General features: G+C 63.5%; 8 protein-coding genes. 1 reads left to right on the plus strand and 7 read right to left on the minus strand.

The window, feature by feature from the left end:
• Positions 1-15: 15 nt before the first annotated feature.
• The 3 genes from fusA to rpsL are packed head-to-tail and all read right to left on the minus strand — an operon-like array spanning position 16 to position 2980.
• On the minus strand, positions 16-2088 hold the full coding sequence (fusA, locus tag AXW67_RS38330) for an elongation factor G (RefSeq protein ID WP_027554151.1): 2073 nt from the start codon (positions 2086-2088) through the stop codon (positions 16-18).
• A gap of 34 nt (positions 2089-2122) precedes the next feature.
• A complete protein-coding gene (gene rpsG / locus AXW67_RS38335) occupies positions 2123-2593 on the minus strand; it encodes a 30S ribosomal protein S7 (protein WP_027520967.1) in 471 nt (156 codons plus the stop codon).
• A 15-nt stretch (positions 2594-2608) separates the two neighbouring features.
• On the minus strand, positions 2609-2980 hold the full coding sequence (gene rpsL, locus AXW67_RS38340) for a 30S ribosomal protein S12 (RefSeq protein ID WP_007603006.1): 372 nt from the start codon (positions 2978-2980) through the stop codon (positions 2609-2611).
• A 672-nt stretch (positions 2981-3652) separates the two neighbouring features.
• On the opposite strand from rpsL, the gene AXW67_RS38345 reads away from it, so the two are divergent.
• Entirely contained in the window at positions 3653-4906 is a 1254-nt protein-coding gene (locus AXW67_RS38345) for an FAD-dependent oxidoreductase (RefSeq protein WP_063682064.1), read from the plus strand.
• Here AXW67_RS38345 and AXW67_RS38350 read toward each other — a convergent pair.
• From AXW67_RS38350 to rpoB, 4 genes are all read right to left on the minus strand, one after another.
• On the minus strand, positions 4819-6858 hold the full coding sequence (locus AXW67_RS38350; RefSeq protein WP_063682065.1) for an ABC transporter ATP-binding protein: 2040 nt from the start codon (positions 6856-6858) through the stop codon (positions 4819-4821). The genes AXW67_RS38345 and AXW67_RS38350 overlap by 88 nt on opposite strands.
• 293 nt (positions 6859-7151) lie before the next feature.
• Complete coding sequence (locus AXW67_RS38355) at positions 7152-9212, minus strand: FAD-dependent oxidoreductase (protein WP_063682066.1); 2061 nt, start codon at positions 9210-9212, stop codon at positions 7152-7154.
• Between the two features lie 191 nt (positions 9213-9403).
• Positions 9404-13600 (minus strand): DNA-directed RNA polymerase subunit beta', encoded by a 4197-nt coding sequence (gene rpoC, locus AXW67_RS38360; RefSeq protein WP_027554147.1) that lies wholly within the window; start codon positions 13598-13600, stop codon positions 9404-9406.
• Positions 13601-13732: 132 nt separating this feature from the next.
• Positions 13733-17851: a DNA-directed RNA polymerase subunit beta gene (rpoB, locus tag AXW67_RS38365; RefSeq protein WP_063682067.1), complete on the minus strand. Its 4119-nt coding sequence runs from the start codon at positions 17849-17851 to the stop codon at positions 13733-13735.
• Positions 17852-17974: the final 123 nt, after the last annotated feature.

Genomic DNA, 17974 nt, shown 5'->3' on the forward strand with positions numbered 1-17974 from the left:
TTAGACCGACGACAATCAGGCAAACTTCTTCTGGACTTCTGCCGACACGTTCGCCGGCGCTTCTGCGTAGTGGTCGAACTGCATGGTGAAGGTCGCGCGACCCTGGCTCATCGAGCGCAGGTTGTTCACGTAACCGAACATGTTCATGAGCGGCACCATCGCATTGATGACGTTGGCATTGCCGCGCATGTCTTGACCCTGGATCTGACCGCGCCGGGAATTCAGGTCGCCGATGACCGAGCCGGTGTAGTCTTCCGGGGTCACCACCTCGACCTTCATGATCGGCTCGAGCAGGACCGACTTGCCCTTCTGCAAGGCCTCGCGGAATGCCGCGCGCGATGCGATTTCGAAGGCCAGCGCCGACGAGTCGACGTCGTGGTACTTGCCGTCGACGAGCTGAACCTTGACGTCGACCACGGGGAAACCCGCGACGACACCCGAGCTCATCACGCTGTTGAGACCCTTTTCGACGCCGGGGATGTATTCCTTCGGAACCGCACCGCCGACGATCTTGGACTCGAACTCGTAGCCCTTGCCGGGCTCGTTCGGCTCGACCACGATCGACACTTCCGCGAACTGACCGGTACCACCGGTCTGCTTCTTGTGAGTGTACTTGACCTCGGCCTTCTTGGTGACGCGCTCACGGAACGCCACCTGCGGCGCACCGATGTTGGCGTCGACCTTGTAGGTGCGCTTGAGGATGTCGACCTTGATGTCGAGGTGGAGTTCGCCCATGCCTTTCAGGATGGTCTGGCCGGACTCCTGGTCGGTCGACACGCGGAAGGACGGATCCTCCGCGGCGAGCTTCGCCAGCGCCACGCCCAGCTTTTCCTGGTCGGCCTTCGACTTCGGCTCGATCGCGATCTCGATGACCGGCTCGGGGAATTCCATCTTTTCCAGGATCACCTGCTTGTCGGGATCGCACAGCGTGTCACCGGTGCGCGCTTCCTTCAGGCCGGCCAGCGCGACGATGTCACCGGCATAGGCCTCCTTGATGTCTTCGCGGTTGTTCGCATGCATCAGCAACATGCGCCCGATCCGCTCCTTCTTCTCGCGGGTCGAGTTCACGACGCCGGTGCCGCTCTGCAGGATACCGGAATAGATGCGGCAGAAGGTGATGGTGCCGACGAACGGGTCGTCCATGATCTTGAACGCGAGCAGCGCCAGCGGCTCCTTGTCGTCCGCCTTGCGCACGACTTCCTCGCCCCGGTCATCAGTGCCCTTGATCGCGGGCACGTCGATCGGCGACGGCAGATAGTCGACGACCGCGTCAAGCAGCGGCTGCACGCCCTTATTCTTGAAGGCCGAGCCGCACAGCACGGGATAGAACGCGCCGGTCAGCACCGCCTTACGGAGCAAACGCTTCAAGGTCGCCTCGTCCGGCTCCTTGCCGTCGAGATAGGCAGCCATGGCGTCGTCGTCGAGCTCGACGGCGGCTTCCACCATCTTCTCGCGGTATTCCTTGGCCTGCTCGACGAGATCTTCCGGGATGTCAACGTAGTCGAACTTTGCGCCGAGCGACTCGTCGTTCCAGATGATGCCCTTCATCTTCACGAGGTCGACCAGACCCTTGAAGTTGTTTTCGGCGCCGATCGGGAGCTGGATCGCGATCGGCTTGGCGCCGAGGCGGTCGACGATGTCGGACAGACACTTGAAGAAGTCGGCGCCGGTCTTGTCCATCTTGTTGGCGAAGACGATGCGCGGAACCTTGTACTTGTCGCCCTGGCGCCAGACGGTCTCGGTCTGCGGCTCGACACCCTGGTTGGAGTCGAGAACGCACACGGCGCCGTCGAGCACGCGCAACGAACGCTCGACTTCGATGGTGAAGTCGACGTGGCCGGGGGTGTCGATGATGTTCAGGCGCTTGCCGGCCCAGAAGGCGGTGGTCGCAGCCGAGGTGATCGTGATGCCACGCTCCTGCTCCTGCTCCATCCAGTCCATCGTCGCGGCACCTTCGTGCACTTCGCCGATCTTGTGGCTCTTGCCGGTGTAATAGAGGATGCGCTCGGTCGTCGTGGTCTTGCCGGCGTCGATATGCGCCATGATACCGAAGTTACGGTAGTCCTCGATGGCATGTTGGCGGGGCATGGGTCGTTCCTTGCGAGTCCGTTAGGTGTCGCCGTTACCAGCGATAGTGCGAGAAGGCGCGATTGGCTTCCGCCATCCGGTGCACGTCTTCACGCTTCTTGACGGCGTTGCCGCGGTTGTTCGAAGCATCCAGGAGCTCCGCCGAGAGCCGCTCGGTCATCGTCTTCTCGTTGCGCTCGCGCGCAGCCGAGATCAGCCAGCGGATGCCCAGGGCCTGCCGGCGGGTCGAGCGAACCTCGACCGGAACCTGGTAGGTCGCGCCGCCGACGCGGCGGGAGCGAACCTCGATCGTCGGCATGACGTTCTCGAGCGCCTGCTCGAACACGCCGAGCGGGTTCTGCTTGGTCTTGGTTTCGATGATGCCGAACGCACCATAGACGATACCTTCGGCAACCGACTTCTTGCCGGCGTACATCACCGAGTTCATGAACTTCGTGACGATGATGTTCCCGAACTTCGGATCGGGAAGGACTTCGCGCTTTTCCGCTGAGTGGCGACGAGACATTGAGCTGGTTCCCGCTTACTTCGGACGCTTGGCGCCGTACTTCGAACGACGCTGCTTACGGTTCTTGACGCCCTGGGTATCCAGAACGCCGCGGAGGATGTGGTAGCGCACGCCGGGCAAGTCCTTGACGCGACCACCGCGGATCATGACCACCGAGTGCTCCTGAAGGTTATGGCCCTCACCGGGGATGTAGCCGATCACCTCGAAGCCGTTGGTCAGGCGCACCTTGGCGACCTTACGAAGCGCCGAGTTCGGCTTCTTCGGGGTCGTGGTGTAGACGCGCGTGCAAACGCCGCGCTTCTGCGGCGACTGCTGCAGCGCCGGCACCTTCTTGCGCGACTTCTGAACTTCACGCGGTTGTGCGATCAGCTGGTTGATCGTCGGCATCCTGGCCTTCACCCTTTTTCTGCTGCGGCCCGTTGCCGGGACCACTGTCTTGCCGCGAACCGTTATCAGGTTCGCAAATTCTTCTGCCGGACTACCCGCCCGACGGGGCCCGCACTGCCCGGAACAATCCGCGCAAAGCGAAATTGCGCCAACCGCTCCATTGCTGAGCGGAAAGCGCTTCGACGCACAGAGGACCGCAGTAACCAGACCGATCAGCGAAACGCCGCGGCCCACGCACCGAGGTCATGCATCCGAGTTCGATCTCAAGAGAACGTGCTCAAGAGAACTAAAATCGCCTGGCATTGCCTAGCTATGATCGACAGCGTTTGAGCGGCATTCGTCGAGGTTGGTGCCCGTTTCAGCGACCCCAAAAGGATCAAACGGGTAGCCCGTTCCGACGTTGGCGATGCTCACCGCCTGTCGTTAAGTGAGGCGCTTTCTATAAGTGAGAATCGCTCAAGTCAAGGCGAAACCACGTCAGAAAGCGCTTCTCGCGCCTGTAGAAATCGCTGTTTGGCGCCCTCACCGCGCTACGCGGATATGGGAACCAAGCTCGCGTTTTGCCAGCCCGGAAATGATTTATATCCGGATGAAATATACTTTTATAACCCTCACTAAGGCTTTTTTTCCTGTTCGGGGGTCAATCTGCCGCCTTCGGCAGAGACAAGCGCCATGCGGTACACCGACATTGCCATTATCGGCGGGGGACTTTCCGGCTCGACCGCCGCCGCAATGCTCGGGCGTGCCGGGATTCCGGCAGTGCTGATCGATCCGCATGACAGCTATCCTGCCGATTTCCGAGTCGAAAAAATCAGCGGCTCGGAGCAGGTCGAGCGCTTTTTGAGGACGGGAATCGGGGAATCGGTGCTGCGCCGGGCGACCTTTGCCGGCCAGAACTGGATCGCGCGCGGCGGCCATCTCCTCGACAAGGCGCCAAGCCGACAGTTCAACATCCTCTACGATTCCCTGGTGAATGCGGTTCGCGACGAAATCCCCGAGACCGTCGCGCGCATCTGCGCCAAGGCCATCTCGGTCGCAACGAGCCCCGAGCGGCAGAAAATCACGCTCTCCAACGACGAGACGGTCTCGGCCCGCCTGGTCGTGCTCGCCAATGGATTGAATGTCGGGCTCCGCCACCAGCTCGGCATTGCGCGCAAGGTCATCAGCGCGTGCCATTCAATCTCGATCGGGTTCGACATCGTGCCGTCCGGGCGATCAACCTTCGACTTCCCGTCGCTGACCTACTTTTCGGAGCGGCCCAGCGACCGCATCCCCTATATCGCGCTGTTTCCGATCGGCGCGCGGATGCGCGCCAACCTGTTCGTTTATCGTGCCTTCGACGATCCCTGGCTGCGCGAACTGCGCCGCGCGCCGGTCGCCACGCTCACGGCCGCGCTGCCGCGGCTGACGCGCATCACCGGCGCATTCAACGTCGCCGGCGAGATGAAGATCCGCCCTGCCGATCTCTATGTGAATGATGCCCGCGGCGTGCCCGGCGTCGTGCTGGTCGGCGACGCCTTTGCAACCTCCTGCCCGGTCGCGGGCACCGGCTGCGACAAGGTCTTCACCGACGTCGAGCGGCTCTGCAACGTCCACGTTCCCGAATGGCTCGCCTCCGACGGCATGGACGCGGACAAGATCGCCGGCTTCTACGATGATCCGGTCAAACGCGCCTGTGATGACTGGTCGGCGGCGAAAGCCTTCGACTTCCGCTCGGTCTCGATCGGCACGAGCCCCTATTGGGCGGCGCAGCGCTGGGCGCGCGTCATCGCCTGGTCGGCTCAGGGCCTGTTGCGGCAAGTTGGAGGCGCGTTCGACCTGGAGCCGAACTTCCTCGGTCACTCCTCCTCGTCGTCCTCGTCCTCATCATCCTCGTCGAGATCGTCCTCATCCTCGTCGTCATCGTCGCTGTCGTCGTCGGCGTGAGCGGCGGCACCATGCGGCTGGTGCATCTGGTCGTCCCACAGCTTGCGATAGGTGCCGTTTTTGTCGAGCAGCGCGGCATGCGAGCCACGCTCGATCGCCCTGCCCCCTGAAATCACGATGATCTCGTCCATCTCGACCACCGAGGTCAGCCGGTGCGTCGACCAGATCATGGTGCGGCCCTTGGCGACCTTCAGCAGCGTGCGGTTGATCGCGGCCTCCGTGGTCTGGTCCAGCGCCGAGGTCGCCTCGTCCAGCAGCAGCACCGACGGATTGCGGATGATCGCGCGCGCGATCGCGATGCGCTGGCGCTGGCCGCCGGAGAGCGTGTCGCCGCGCTCACCGACCGGCGTGTCGTAGCGCTGCGGCAGGCTCATGATGTAGCGGTGGATCTCGGCCTTCTTGGCCGCCTCCTCCACCTCCTCGTCGGTCGCGCCCTCCTTGCCGAGCCGGATGTTCTCTCGGATCGACATGTTGAACAGCATGTTCTCCTGGAACACGACCGCCATGCTCCGGCGCAGCGAGTCCAGCGTCACCTTGCGGATGTCGACACCGTCGATCGTGACCCGCCCCTCGTCCGGCACGTACAGCCGCAGGATCAAATTGAGCAGCGTGCTCTTGCCGGAGCCGCTGGGGCCGACGATGGCGATGCTCTTGCCGACGTTGAGCTTGAGGCTGAGATTGTCGACGACCGGCGTCTGGCTGCCTTCGTACTGGAAGGTGACGCGGTCGAAGGTGATGTCGTGGGTGATCCGCGGCAGATCGGGCGCGCCGGGGCGATCGGCGCCGCGCGTCGGCTCGTCCAGCAGCTCCTGGATGTGACGGATCGCGGCGGCCGAGGTGATCGACACCGGGATGAAATGCATGACATGGGCAATGTTGTAGGACACCTCCCAGAACGCGCTCTCGAAGGTGACGAAGGTGCCGATGGTGATCTGGCCCTTGGTCGCCAGATACGCGCCGATCGCGAGCACGACGAGATGCAGCAGCAGCACCGAGATCGTGACCGTCCGCTCCACCATGGTCGACAGGAACCCGGCTGCGGCGATCCTGTTGCGCGTCTCGTCGTTGCGGAAGCTGAAGAAGCCGAACATCTTGCGCTGCAGGCTGAACGCCTTGATCACAGCCTGCGCCGCCACGTTCTCCTGCACCATGCCGAGCACGGCGGATTCGTTCAGCTTCTGCTCGTAATTGGCCTGCACCGCCTTCGGGGTGAGAATGCGCGGCCCGATCAGCGTGATGGGAAACACCAAGAGCGCAACCACCGCGAGCTGCCAGTTCAGGAACACCATCAGGATGATGCCGGCGATCAATTCAAAGAACGGCAGCGCCGCGCTGTTGGCGAAGGTCTTGACCGCGCCTTCGAAGGCCGAGAGGTCGACGGAGAAGCGCGACAGGATTTCGCCGCGCTTGGTGCGGCCGAAATAGGCTGCCGGCAGGTCCTGGACGTGCTCGAACAGCCGCTTGCGGACGTCGGAGATGATGCACGCCGCGAGTCGCGCGTCCCAGCGCTCGTACCAGACGGCGACGATCGAGGTGAAGATGCCGGCGACCGCGAGCACGCCGAGGATCTTGTAGAGCGCCTGGAAATCCTCCTCGCCGAGCGCGTCGTCGATCAGGAATTTCAGGCTGAGCGGCATGATGACGTTGAACAGCGTCTCGACGACGACACCGAACGTCACGAAGGACAGGATGCGCTTGTAGTTCGTAAGGAAGGGTTTGACGAAGCCCCAGATGGTCGCGAGCGCGCCGGCGGCCTCGCGCGCGGTAAAGACGACGAGATCCTCGTCCTCATCGTCGTCGTCGAGCTCCAGCTCGTCGTCCTCGTCCTCGTCCTCGTCGTCCTCGTCGTCTTCGAGCTCCGGCTTGGCGCCGGATGCGAGCTTTTCTTCGAGCTCGGCCGCTTCTTCCGCGGCGAGCTTCTGTTTGTCGGGCGAGAGAGGCCTGGATGCCATGAAACCAACCGATGCTGACGGCCGGCATGACCGCAGAGAATTCAGGAAAACGGCGGCGAACCGCTATTGCACCGATTCTATGCGATCAGGACGAATTCGGCAAAGCAATTGGCGAATTCGCGCGTCCCGGTTCTGCACTCCGCTCCTCATCCTGAGGAGCCCGCGTAGCGGGCGTCTCGAAGGATGGCCGCGGGCGATGTCCGGGCCTTCATGGTTCGCCCGGCGATGCAAAGCATCGTCCGGAGACGCGCGATCCGCGCTCCTCACCATGAGGGTCTTGTGAGCCAGCAAGGCTAGTCGTCGTCCTCGTCCTCGACCTTGTCGAAGAAGGAATAGCGCAGGCTGTCGGCGTCGGCGTACCACTGGCCCGGGCCCCTGCCGGCGGCGAGCGTTGCCTCCCAGAGCGCGTCCGCGCAGTCATTGCGGTGCATCGACAGGTCGAAGCCGTTGCCGAAGAACAATTCGGACCATTCCCACCAGGTGCCGAGCTTCTTGACGCCGCGGAGCAGATCGTAGCGGTCGATCAGCGCCGGAGCCATGTCCGAGGTGATCGAGCCGAACACGAGCCCGATCTTGACCACGCGGTTGAGCTCGCGGATCGCGCGCACGACCTGCTTCGGAGAGACGTGGCACAGGCTGGTCTCGAACACGAAATCGAACGCACCGTCCTTGAACGGCATGTCGACGATCGAGCCGAGCTTGTTGTACTTCTTCAGCGCCTTCGGCGTCCGGGCGTGGACGGCGCGGTTGTTCTCGATGCCCCAGGCATCGATGCCGTGCTCGCGCAGCGCGCCCACCAGCTCGCCGCTGGCGGAGCCGGCGATCAACAGCTTGGAGCCCTTCGCCTTGCCCCAGACGATGCCGATCAGCCTGGCGAGATAATCGGGATCGGTGAACTGGCGCCACACCTCGTGATAGGGACCGACGCCGCGATAGTTCTCGAAATAGGCGCGGTCGATCTTGTCGGCCACCGGCTTCTCGCCCTGCTCACGCTCGCGGCGCAGGCGCATCATCTCGGTCACGATGATGTCGGTCGCCGCATCCGACGAGTCGAGCAGGCCGTTCAGCGTCGAGTCGAATAGATAGTCGCCGACCAGCACGATGCCGGGATGCTCCTTCGGCTCGGGCCGGTGATTGGTCATGACGTCGCGCACCGGCAAGCCGCCCGGCAGCGCGTTCACCGACGACAGCCAGCGATGGATCTTGCCTTCGATGAAATGCTCACGCGCATCGCCGAGCGACGCCGGCAGCGATTTCAGTGCGGCGTCGATCAGTTCCTGGTCCGACAGGTTGGCGAAGGCCAGGGCATCGGAGCCGGGAATCAGCCAGTTCAGCACACCGTGCTTGCCGACGTCGTGGCGCGCGCCTTCGTTGTAGACGCAGCAGCCGCCGAAGGCTTCCGACATGAACCACGCGCCCGGGATCTTCTCGCCCCAGAACGGCGCATCGAACAGGATCGAGACGCGCAGATAGTGCGCGGGACGGTCGAAGTAGGACACGTGCTTGACCATCGACTTGCGGAGCTGCTCGCCTTCCCAGCCGACGGTCGCAAGCCATGAATGCGGCAGGCAGACCAGCACGAGATCGAAGTCGCGCGTCTCCGGCCCCTTGCCGTTCATCATCTTGAGCTGGTAGCGGCCGGTCGGCGCCTTGCCGACGGTGAGCACGCGGTGATTGAGCTGGATGTCGGCGTTGACCTCGGACTGGAGGCAGTCGACGAGCTGCTCATTGCCGTTCTGGATGGAATAGAGGCCGATATAGCCGTCGACATCCATCAGGTAGTTCTTGAGCGCGTTGAGCCCGTTGGTGTTGTGGCTTTCGGTTGCGATGTCGGAGCGCGCCATCACCTTGAAGAATCGTTTTGCGGTTTCGTCCTCGACTTCCTCGTCGAGCACCTGCTCGGCCGTCTTGAAGGCCCAGGGGTTCTCGTTGTCGTGCGCGCCGACGCCCTCGTAATATTCGATCGGCGACATCAGGTCGGCGCAGCGCTTGCGGAACGTCTCGATCGCCGCCGCGGTCTTGGCGCCGTATTTGCGGCGCATGCCGGGCACGTCGTTGAGGAGCTCGCCGCCGAGATGGACCTGCTCCGCATCCATCGGAATGGTCTGCAGGCCGAAATGCTGGATCAGCTCGCGCAGCGGATCGGGGCCGGTCATCGAGTAGTCGTAGATCTCGGCGACGCCGGCCTCGTACATCGCGGGCGCGGAATCGAACTTGCGCGTAACGATCTTGCCGCCGAGCCGGTCGGACGCCTCGAAGATGGTGATGCGGCAGAGATCGCCGAGCTTGCGCTTCAGATACCAGGCGCTCATCAGCCCGCCTGGGCCGCCGCCTACGATTGCGAGATCAAGCATGTGAGTTCCGTGGTCTCCGGCCGCCCCCCGTGTCGGGACCTCCGGTCTAAGCTGCCCTAGCAAAAGCGCTTTTCAGGCTGAAGGAAAGATGAACAAACGCGGTCCCCGCATCGCAGCAAGGAAAGAAAGCAGCAAAAAGGCCGGCAAACGCCGGCCTTTTCATTGTCCTCGGTATTCTTACGGATGAAGCATCATTCCGCGGGCGGCAGCGCCATCGGCTCCGCTTCCGGAGCCGGCGAGACGACCGAGGCCTGCTTCTCGCGCTCGTCGAGGATCAGCTTGTCGCGCTTCATGGCGACTTCGCGGATCTTGGCCATGGAGGCGCCGGTGCCTGCCGGGATCAGCCGGCCGACGATGACGTTCTCCTTGAGGCCTTCGAGCGGATCGATCTTGCCGTTGACCGCCGCCTCCGTGAGGACGCGGGTGGTCTCCTGGAACGAAGCCGCCGAGAAGAACGAGCGGGTCTGGAGGCTCGCCTTGGTGATGCCGAGCAGAACCGGCGTACCCGTGGCGGGCTTCTTGCCCTCTTCCTTGGCCTTCTCGTTGAGCGCGTCGAACTCGATCTTGTCGACCTGCTCGCCCGAGATCATGTCCGTGTCGCCCTGGTCGGTGATTTCCACCTTCTGAAGCATCTGACGGACAATCACCTCGATGTGCTTGTCGTTGATGAGCACGCCCTGGAGCCGGTAGACCTCCTGGATCTCGTTGACCAGATAGGCCGCGAGTTCCTCGATGCCCTTGATCGCCAGGATGTCGTGCGGCGCCGGGTTGCCTTCCACGATGAAGTCGCCCTTTTCGACGACGTCGCCGTCCTGAAGGTGGATGTGCTTGCCCTTCGGGATCAGGTACTCGCGCGCCTCTTCCGTCTTGTCCATCGGCTCGATCGAGATGCGGCGCTTGTTCTTGTAGTCGCGGCCGAACCGGATGGTGCCCGCGATTTCCGCGATGATCGCCGCGTCCTTCGGACGCCGTGCCTCGAACAGTTCCGCCACGCGCGGCAGACCGCCCGTGATGTCACGCGTCTTGGCGCTTTCGGTCGAGATACGGGCGAGGATGTCGCCCGGCTGGACCTTGGCTCCGATGTCGACCGAGAGAATGGCATCGACGGACAGCATGTAGCGGGCATCGCCGCCACGGGCGAGCTTGAGCACCTTGCCGTCCTTGCCCTTGATCACGATGGCCGGACGCAGATCCGAGCCGCCGCGCGTCGAGCGCCAGTCGATGACCACGCGCTTGGCAATACCGGTGGATTCGTCGAGCGTTTCCGAGATCGACTGACCTTCCACCAGATCCTCGAAGCCGATGGTGCCTTCCACCTCGGTGAGAATCGGACGGGTGTACGGATCCCACTCGGCGATGCGCTGGCCGCGCTTGACCATGTCGCCCTCGTCGATGTGCAGGCGCGAGCCGTACTGGATACGGTGCGTCGCACGCTCGGTACCGTCGGCATCGACGATCGCCACCACCATGTTGCGCACCATCGCGATCAGGTGACCTTCGCCGTTGCGGGCGATGGCCTTGTTCTTGATCACGATCTTGCCGTCGAAGTTGGATTCGACGAACGACTGCTCGTTGAGCTGCGCCGCACCGCCGATGTGGAAGGTGCGCATTGTGAGCTGGGTGCCCGGCTCGCCGATCGACTGCGCCGCGATGACGCCGACCGCTTCGCCGTGGTTGACCGGCGTGCCGCGGGCGAGGTCGCGGCCGTAGCACTTGCCGCAAATGCCGTTGACGAGCTCGCAGGTCAGCGCCGAGCGGATCTTCACCTCCTGGACACCACCCTGGTGGATGGCATCCACGTGGCTCTCTTCCATCAGCGTACCGCGCTTGACGATCACCTTGCCCGAGCCGTCGCGCACGTCATCGCAGGCCACGCGGCCCAGGATGCGCGAGCCGAGCGAGGCCACCACGGTGCCGGCATCGACGATGGCGCGCATCTTGATGCCGAGCTTGGTGCCGCAGTCGTCCTGCGTGATGATGCAGTCCTGCGCCACGTCGACCAGACGACGGGTCAGGTAGCCGGAGTTCGCGGTCTTCAACGCGGTGTCCGCGAGGCCCTTGCGGGCGCCGTGGGTCGAGTTGAAGTACTCGAGCACCGAGAGGCCTTCCTTGAAGTTCGAGATGATCGGCGTCTCGATGATCTCGCCCGACGGCTTGGCCATCAGGCCGCGCATGCCGGCCAGCTGACGCATCTGCGCCGGCGAACCACGCGCACCGGAGTGGGCCATCATGTAGATCGAGTTGATGTCAGCATCGGCTCCGCCCGCCGTCTTCTTGGTCGCGGAGATCTCCTTCATCATCGCCTTGGCGATTTCTTCGGTCGCCTTCGACCAGGCGTCGACGACCTTGTTGTACTTCTCGCCGTGGGTGATCAGACCGTCGTTGTACTGCTGCTCGAAATCCTTCGCCAGCGTACGGGTGGTGTCGACGATCTTCCACTTGCCGTGCGGTACGACCATGTCGTCCTTGCCGAACGAGATGCCGGCCTTGAAGGCGTTGTAGAAGCCGAGCGCCATGATGCGGTCGCAGAAGATCACCGTCTCCTTCTGGCCGCAGTGACGATAGACCTGGTCGATCACGCCGGAGATCTCGCGCTTGGTCATCAGCTTGTTGATGATGTCGTACGAGATCTTCGGGCTCTTCGGCAGCACGTTGCCGAGCATGATGCGGCCGGGCGTGGTCTCGATCCAGCGGCGCGCCGGCTTGCCGTCCTCGCCGACGCCCACCCACCGGTACTTGATCTTGGTGTGGAGGTGGATGACCTTCGAATGCAGTGCGTGCTCGAGCTCGGACATCTCGCCGAACACCTTGCCTTCGCCGGGCATGCCTTCGCGCAGGATGGAGAGGTAGTAGAGACCGAGCACGATGTCCTGCGACGGCACGATGATCGGCTGGCCGTTCGCCGGATGCAGGATGTTGTTGGTCGACATCATCAGGACGCGCGCTTCCAACTGCGCTTCAAGCGACAGCGGAACGTGCACGGCCATCTGGTCGCCGTCGAAGTCGGCGTTGAACGCGGCGCAGACCAGCGGGTGAAGCTGAATCGCCTTGCCCTCGATCAGCACGGGCTCGAACGCCTGGATGCCGAGGCGGTGCAGCGTCGGCGCGCGGTTGAGCAGCACCGGATGCTCGCGGATCACCTCGTCCAGGATGTCCCAGACCTCGGGCCGCTCCTTCTCGACCAGCTTCTTCGCCTGCTTCACGGTGGTGGACAGGCCCTTGGCGTCAAGCCGCGAGTAGATGAACGGCTTGAACAGCTCGAGCGCCATCTTCTTCGGCAGGCCGCACTGATGCAGGCGCAGCTCGGGACCGACCACGATCACCGAACGGCCCGAATAGTCGACGCGCTTGCCGAGCAGGTTCTGACGGAAGCGGCCCTGCTTGCCCTTGAGCATGTCGGCGAGCGACTTCAGCGGGCGCTTGTTGGCGCCGGTGATGACGCGGCCGCGGCGGCCGTTGTCGAACAGCGCGTCGACGGCCTCCTGAAGCATGCGCTTCTCGTTGCGGATGATGATGTCCGGCGCGCGCAGCTCCATCAGCCGCTTCAAGCGGTTGTTGCGGTTGATGACGCGGCGGTAGAGGTCGTTGAGGTCCGAGGTCGCGAAGCGGCCGCCGTCCAGCGGCACCAGCGGACGCAGATCCGGCGGGATCACCGGGATCACGGTCATGATCATCCATTCCGGCTTGTTGCCGGAGTGGCGGAACGCCTCGACGATCTTCAGGCGCTTGGCGAGCTTCTTGTGCTTGATGTCGGAGTCGGTCTCCTGCATCTCGAGCCGCAAGGTCGCCTCGAGCTTCTCGAGGTCCATGCCCTTGAGCAGCTCGCGGATCGCCTCGGCGCCGATCATGGCGGTGAAGGAGTCCTGGCCGTACTCGTCCTGCGCCTTCAGATACTCGTCTTCCGACAAGAGCTGACGGTCCTTCAGCGCGGTGAGGCCCGGCTCCAGCACGACGTAGTATTCGAAGTAGAGGATCCGCTCGAGATCCTTCAGCGTCATGTCGAGCAGGAGGCCGATGCGCGAGGGCAGCGACTTCAGGAACCAGATGTGGGCGACGGGCGCGGCGAGCTCGATATGGCCCATGCGCTCGCGCCGGACGCGCGACAGCGTGACCTCGACCGAGCACTTCTCGCAGATGATGCCCTTGTACTTCATGCGCTTGTACTTGCCGCACAAGCATTCGTAATCCTTGATCGGCCCGAAGATGCGCGCGCAGAACAGGCCGTCGCGCTCGGGCTTGAAGGTACGGTAGTTGATGGTCTCCGGCTTCTTGATCTCGCCGTACGACCAGGACAGAATCTTCTCGGGAGACGCGATCGAGATCCGGATCTGGTCGAAGACCTGAGCCGGCGTCGTCGGGTTAAAAAGATTCATAATCTCTTGGTTCATCGTCTTCTCCTCGCGTGCCGGTCGCCTGCCGGCAGCAAATTCGAAAATCTCAATTCGCGGGGCGCCCTGCCCTCAAGGCTCCAGGCCGGGCGCCGATGCCCGGCCGTTTCAGGCCGGGCATGAATGGTCGCGCTACTCGGCCGCTTCCGACGTCGGCGCCGGCCCCATCTTGGAATTGTGCAGGTCGACGTTGAGTCCGAGCGAGCGCATTTCCTTGACCAGCACATTGAACGATTCGGGAATACCGGCCTCGAAGGTGTCGTCGCCACGCACGATCGCCTCGTACACCTTGGTACGGCCGGCGACGTCGTCCGACTTCACGGTCAGCATTTCCTGGAGCGTGTACGCCGCGCCGTAAGCCTCGAGCGCCCACACCTCCATTTCGCCGAAGCGCTGACCGCCGAACTGCGCCTTGCCGCCCAGCGGCTGCTGGGTGACGAGCGAGTACGGACCGATCGAACGCGCATGGATCTTGTCATCGACGAGATGGTGCAGCTTGAGCATGTAGATGTAGCCCACCGTCACCTTGCGGTCGAACGGATCGCCGGTGCGGCCGTCATAGACGGTCGACTGACCCGAAGCGTCGAGACCGGCGAGCTTGAGCATCTCCTCGATGTCTGCCTCCTTGGCTCCGTCGAACACCGGCGTCGCGATCGGCACGCCGTGGCTCAGATTGCGGCCGAGCTCGATCAGTTCGCCATCGTTGAGCGACCTGATCGTCTCGTCCTCGCCGTAGACCTTCTTCAAGGTCTCCTTCAGGGGCTTGATGTCCTGCTTCGACAAATAGGCATCGACCGTCTGGCCGATACGCTTGCCGAGGCCGGCACAGGCCCAACCGAGATGGGTCTCGAGGATCTGTCCGACGTTCATGCGCGAGGGCACGCCGAGCGGATTGAGCACGATGTCGGCGTGCGTGCCGTCCTCGAGGAACGGCATGTCCTCGATCGGCACGATCTTCGACACCACGCCCTTGTTGCCGTGGCGGCCGGCCATCTTGTCGCCGGGCTGGATCTTGCGCTTCACCGCGACGAAGACCTTGACCATCTTCATGACGCCCGGCGGCAGCTCGTCACCGCGCTGGAGCTTCTCGACCTTGTCGAGGAAGCGCTGCTCGAGCCCCTTCTTCGACTCGTCGTACTGCTTCCGCATGGCCTCGATCTCGGCCATCAGCTTGTCGTTGGGCGAAGCGAACAGCCACCACTGCGACTTCGGATACTCCTCGAGCACCGCACGGGTGATCTTGGTGTCCTTCTTGAAGCCCTTCGGGCCCGCAATGCCCTGCCGTCCCTCGAGGAGCTCGGCGAGACGGTTGTAGACGTTGCGGTCCAGGATCGCCTGCTCGTCGTCGCGGTCCTTGGCCAGACGCTCGATCTCTTCCCGCTCGATCGCCAGCGCACGTTCGTCCTTGTCGACGCCGTGGCGGTTGAACACGCGCACTTCGACGATCGTGCCCTGCACGCCCGGAGGAACGCGCAGCGAGGTGTCGCGAACGTCGGAGGCCTTTTCACCGAAGATGGCGCGCAGAAGCTTCTCTTCCGGCGTCATCGGGCTCTCGCCCTTCGGCGTGATCTTGCCGACCAGGATGTCGCCGGCACGCACTTCCGCGCCGATATAGACGATGCCGGCTTCGTCGAGGTTCTTCAGCGCTTCTTCCGAGACGTTCGGAATGTCGCGCGTGATTTCCTCGGGGCCCAGCTTGGTGTCGCGGGCCATGACCTCGAACTCCTCGATGTGGATCGAGGTGAAGACGTCGTCCTTCACGATACGCTCGGAGAGCAGGATCGAGTCTTCGAAGTTGTAGCCGTTCCACGGCATGAACGCGACCAGTACGTTACGGCCGAGCGCGAGCTCGCCGAGATCGGTCGACGGACCATCGGCGATGATGTCGCCCTTCTTGACGACGTCACCGACCTTCACCAGCGGACGCTGGTTGATGCAGGTCGACTGGTTGGAGCGCTGGTACTTCATGAGACGGTAGATATCGACGCCCGACTTGGTCGGATCGAGATCTTCGGTGGCGCGGATGACGACGCGGGTGGCGTCGATCTGGTCGATCACGCCCGAGCGGCGGGCCGCGATCGCAGCGCCCGAGTCACGGGCGACCACGCCTTCCATGCCGGTGCCGACGAACGGCGCCTCGGCGCGAACCAGCGGCACCGCCTGGCGCTGCATGTTCGAGCCCATCAGCGCGCGGTTGGCGTCGTCGTTCTCGAGGAACGGGATCAGCGCCGCGGCGACCGACACGAGCTGCTTCGGCGACACGTCCATGTAGTCGACCTTGTCCGGCGTCACCGGCAAGACTTCACCGGCGTGACGGCAGACCACGAGGTCTTCGGTGAAGCGGCCCTTCGGGTCGAGCGGCACGTTGGCCTGCGCGACCGTGTAGCGGCCCTCCTCCATCGCCGAGAGGTACACGACCTCGTCGGTGACGCGGCCGTCCTTCACCTTGCGGTACGGCGTCTCGACGAAGCCGTACTTGTTGACGCGCGCGAAGGTGGCGAGCGAGTTGATCAGACCGATGTTCGGACCTTCCGGCGTCTCGATCGGGCAGATGCGGCCGTAATGCGTCGGATGCACGTCGCGCACCTCGAAGCCGGCGCGCTCGCGGGTCAGACCGCCCGGTCCGAGCGCCGACAGGCGCCGCTTGTGGGTGATCTCCGACAGCGGGTTGGTCTGGTCCATGAACTGCGAGAGCTGCGAGGAGCCGAAGAACTCGCGCACGGCGGCAGCCGCGGGCTTCGCGTTGATCAGGTCCTGCGGCATGACCGTGTCGATGTCGACCGAGGACATGCGCTCCTTGATCGCGCGCTCCATACGCAGCAGGCCGATGCGGTACTGGTTCTCCATGAGCTCGCCGACCGAACGCACACGGCGGTTGCCGAGGTGGTCGATGTCGTCGATCTCGCCCTTGCCGTCACGCAGGTCGACCAGCGTCTTGATGACGGAGAGGATGTCTTCCTTGCGCAGCGTGCGCTGGGTGTCGGGCGCATCGAGGTCGAGGCGCATGTTCATCTTGACGCGGCCGACCGCGGAGAGGTCGTAGCGCTCGGCGTCGAAAAACAGCGACTGGAACATGGCCTGCGCCGAATCCAGCGTCGGCGGCTCGCCCGGACGCATCACGCGGTAGATGTCGAACAACGCGTCCTCGCGCGTCATGTTCTTGTCAGCCGAGAGCGTGTTGCGAATGTAGGCGCCGACATTGACGTGGTCGATGTCGAGCAGCGGCAGTTCCTTGTAGCCCTGCTCGTTGAGGGCCTTCATGAGCTTGTCGGTGATTTCCTCGCCGGCTTCCGCGTAGATCTCGCCGGTCTTCGGATTGACGAGGTCTTCGGCGAGATAATTGCCGACCAGTTCCTCATCGGCCAGGCGCAGAGCCTTCAGCCCCTTCTCCTGGAGCTGGCGGGCGGCGCGCACGGTGAGCTTCTTGCCGGCCTCGAGCACGACCTTGCCGGTGTCGGCGTCGATCAGGTCGTTGATGGTCGAGTAGCCACGGAAACGGTTGGCGTCGAACGGAACGCGCCAGCCTTCCTTGGTCCGCTTGTAGAGGATCTTCTTGTAGAAAGTGTTGAGGATCGCCTCGCCGTCGAGCCCGAGCGCGAACATCAGCGACGTCACCGGAATCTTGCGGCGACGATCGATACGCGCATAGACGATGTCCTTGGCGTCGAACTCGATGTCGAGCCAGGAGCCACGATACGGGATCACGCGGGCGGCGAACAGCAGCTTGCCCGAGGAATGGGTCTTGCCCTTGTCGTGGTCGAAGAACACGCCGGGCGAACGGTGCATCTGGGAGACGATGACGCGCTCGGTGCCGTTGACGATGAAGGTGCCGTTCATCGTCATGAGCGGGATGTCGCCCATGTAGACGTCCTGCTCCTTGATGTCCTTCACCGACTTCGCGCCGGTTTCCTCGTCGATATCGAACACGATGAGGCGCAGCGTCACCTTGAGCGGCGCAGCGAAGGTCATGCCGCGCTGGCGGCACTCGTCGACGTCATATTTCGGCGGCTCGAACTCGTAGCGGACGAATTCCAGCATCGATGTGCCGGAGAAGTCCGAAATCGGGAACACCGAGCGGAACACCGCCTGCAAGCCCTCATCCGGCCGGCCGCCCGTCGGCTCGTCGACCATCAGGAACTGGTCATAGGACGCCTTCTGAACCTCGATGAGGTTCGGCATCTCGGCGACTTCCTTGATGTGTCCGAAGAACTTGCGAACGCGTTTGCGACCGGTGAATGTCTGCTGCGCCATCGTGGCCTCTCATTTCGTCGCCCGCTCTGGGCGCGCCGTCCAGGACGCGGCTGCCACCGCTCCCCGGGTTGAATTTTTCGAACCCGTTTTGGGGCCGGACGCCCAGTTTCAGGCCGCGATGTC

This window comes from Bradyrhizobium neotropicale (assembly GCF_001641695.1).
GTDB lineage: Bacteria > Pseudomonadota > Alphaproteobacteria > Rhizobiales > Xanthobacteraceae > Bradyrhizobium > Bradyrhizobium neotropicale.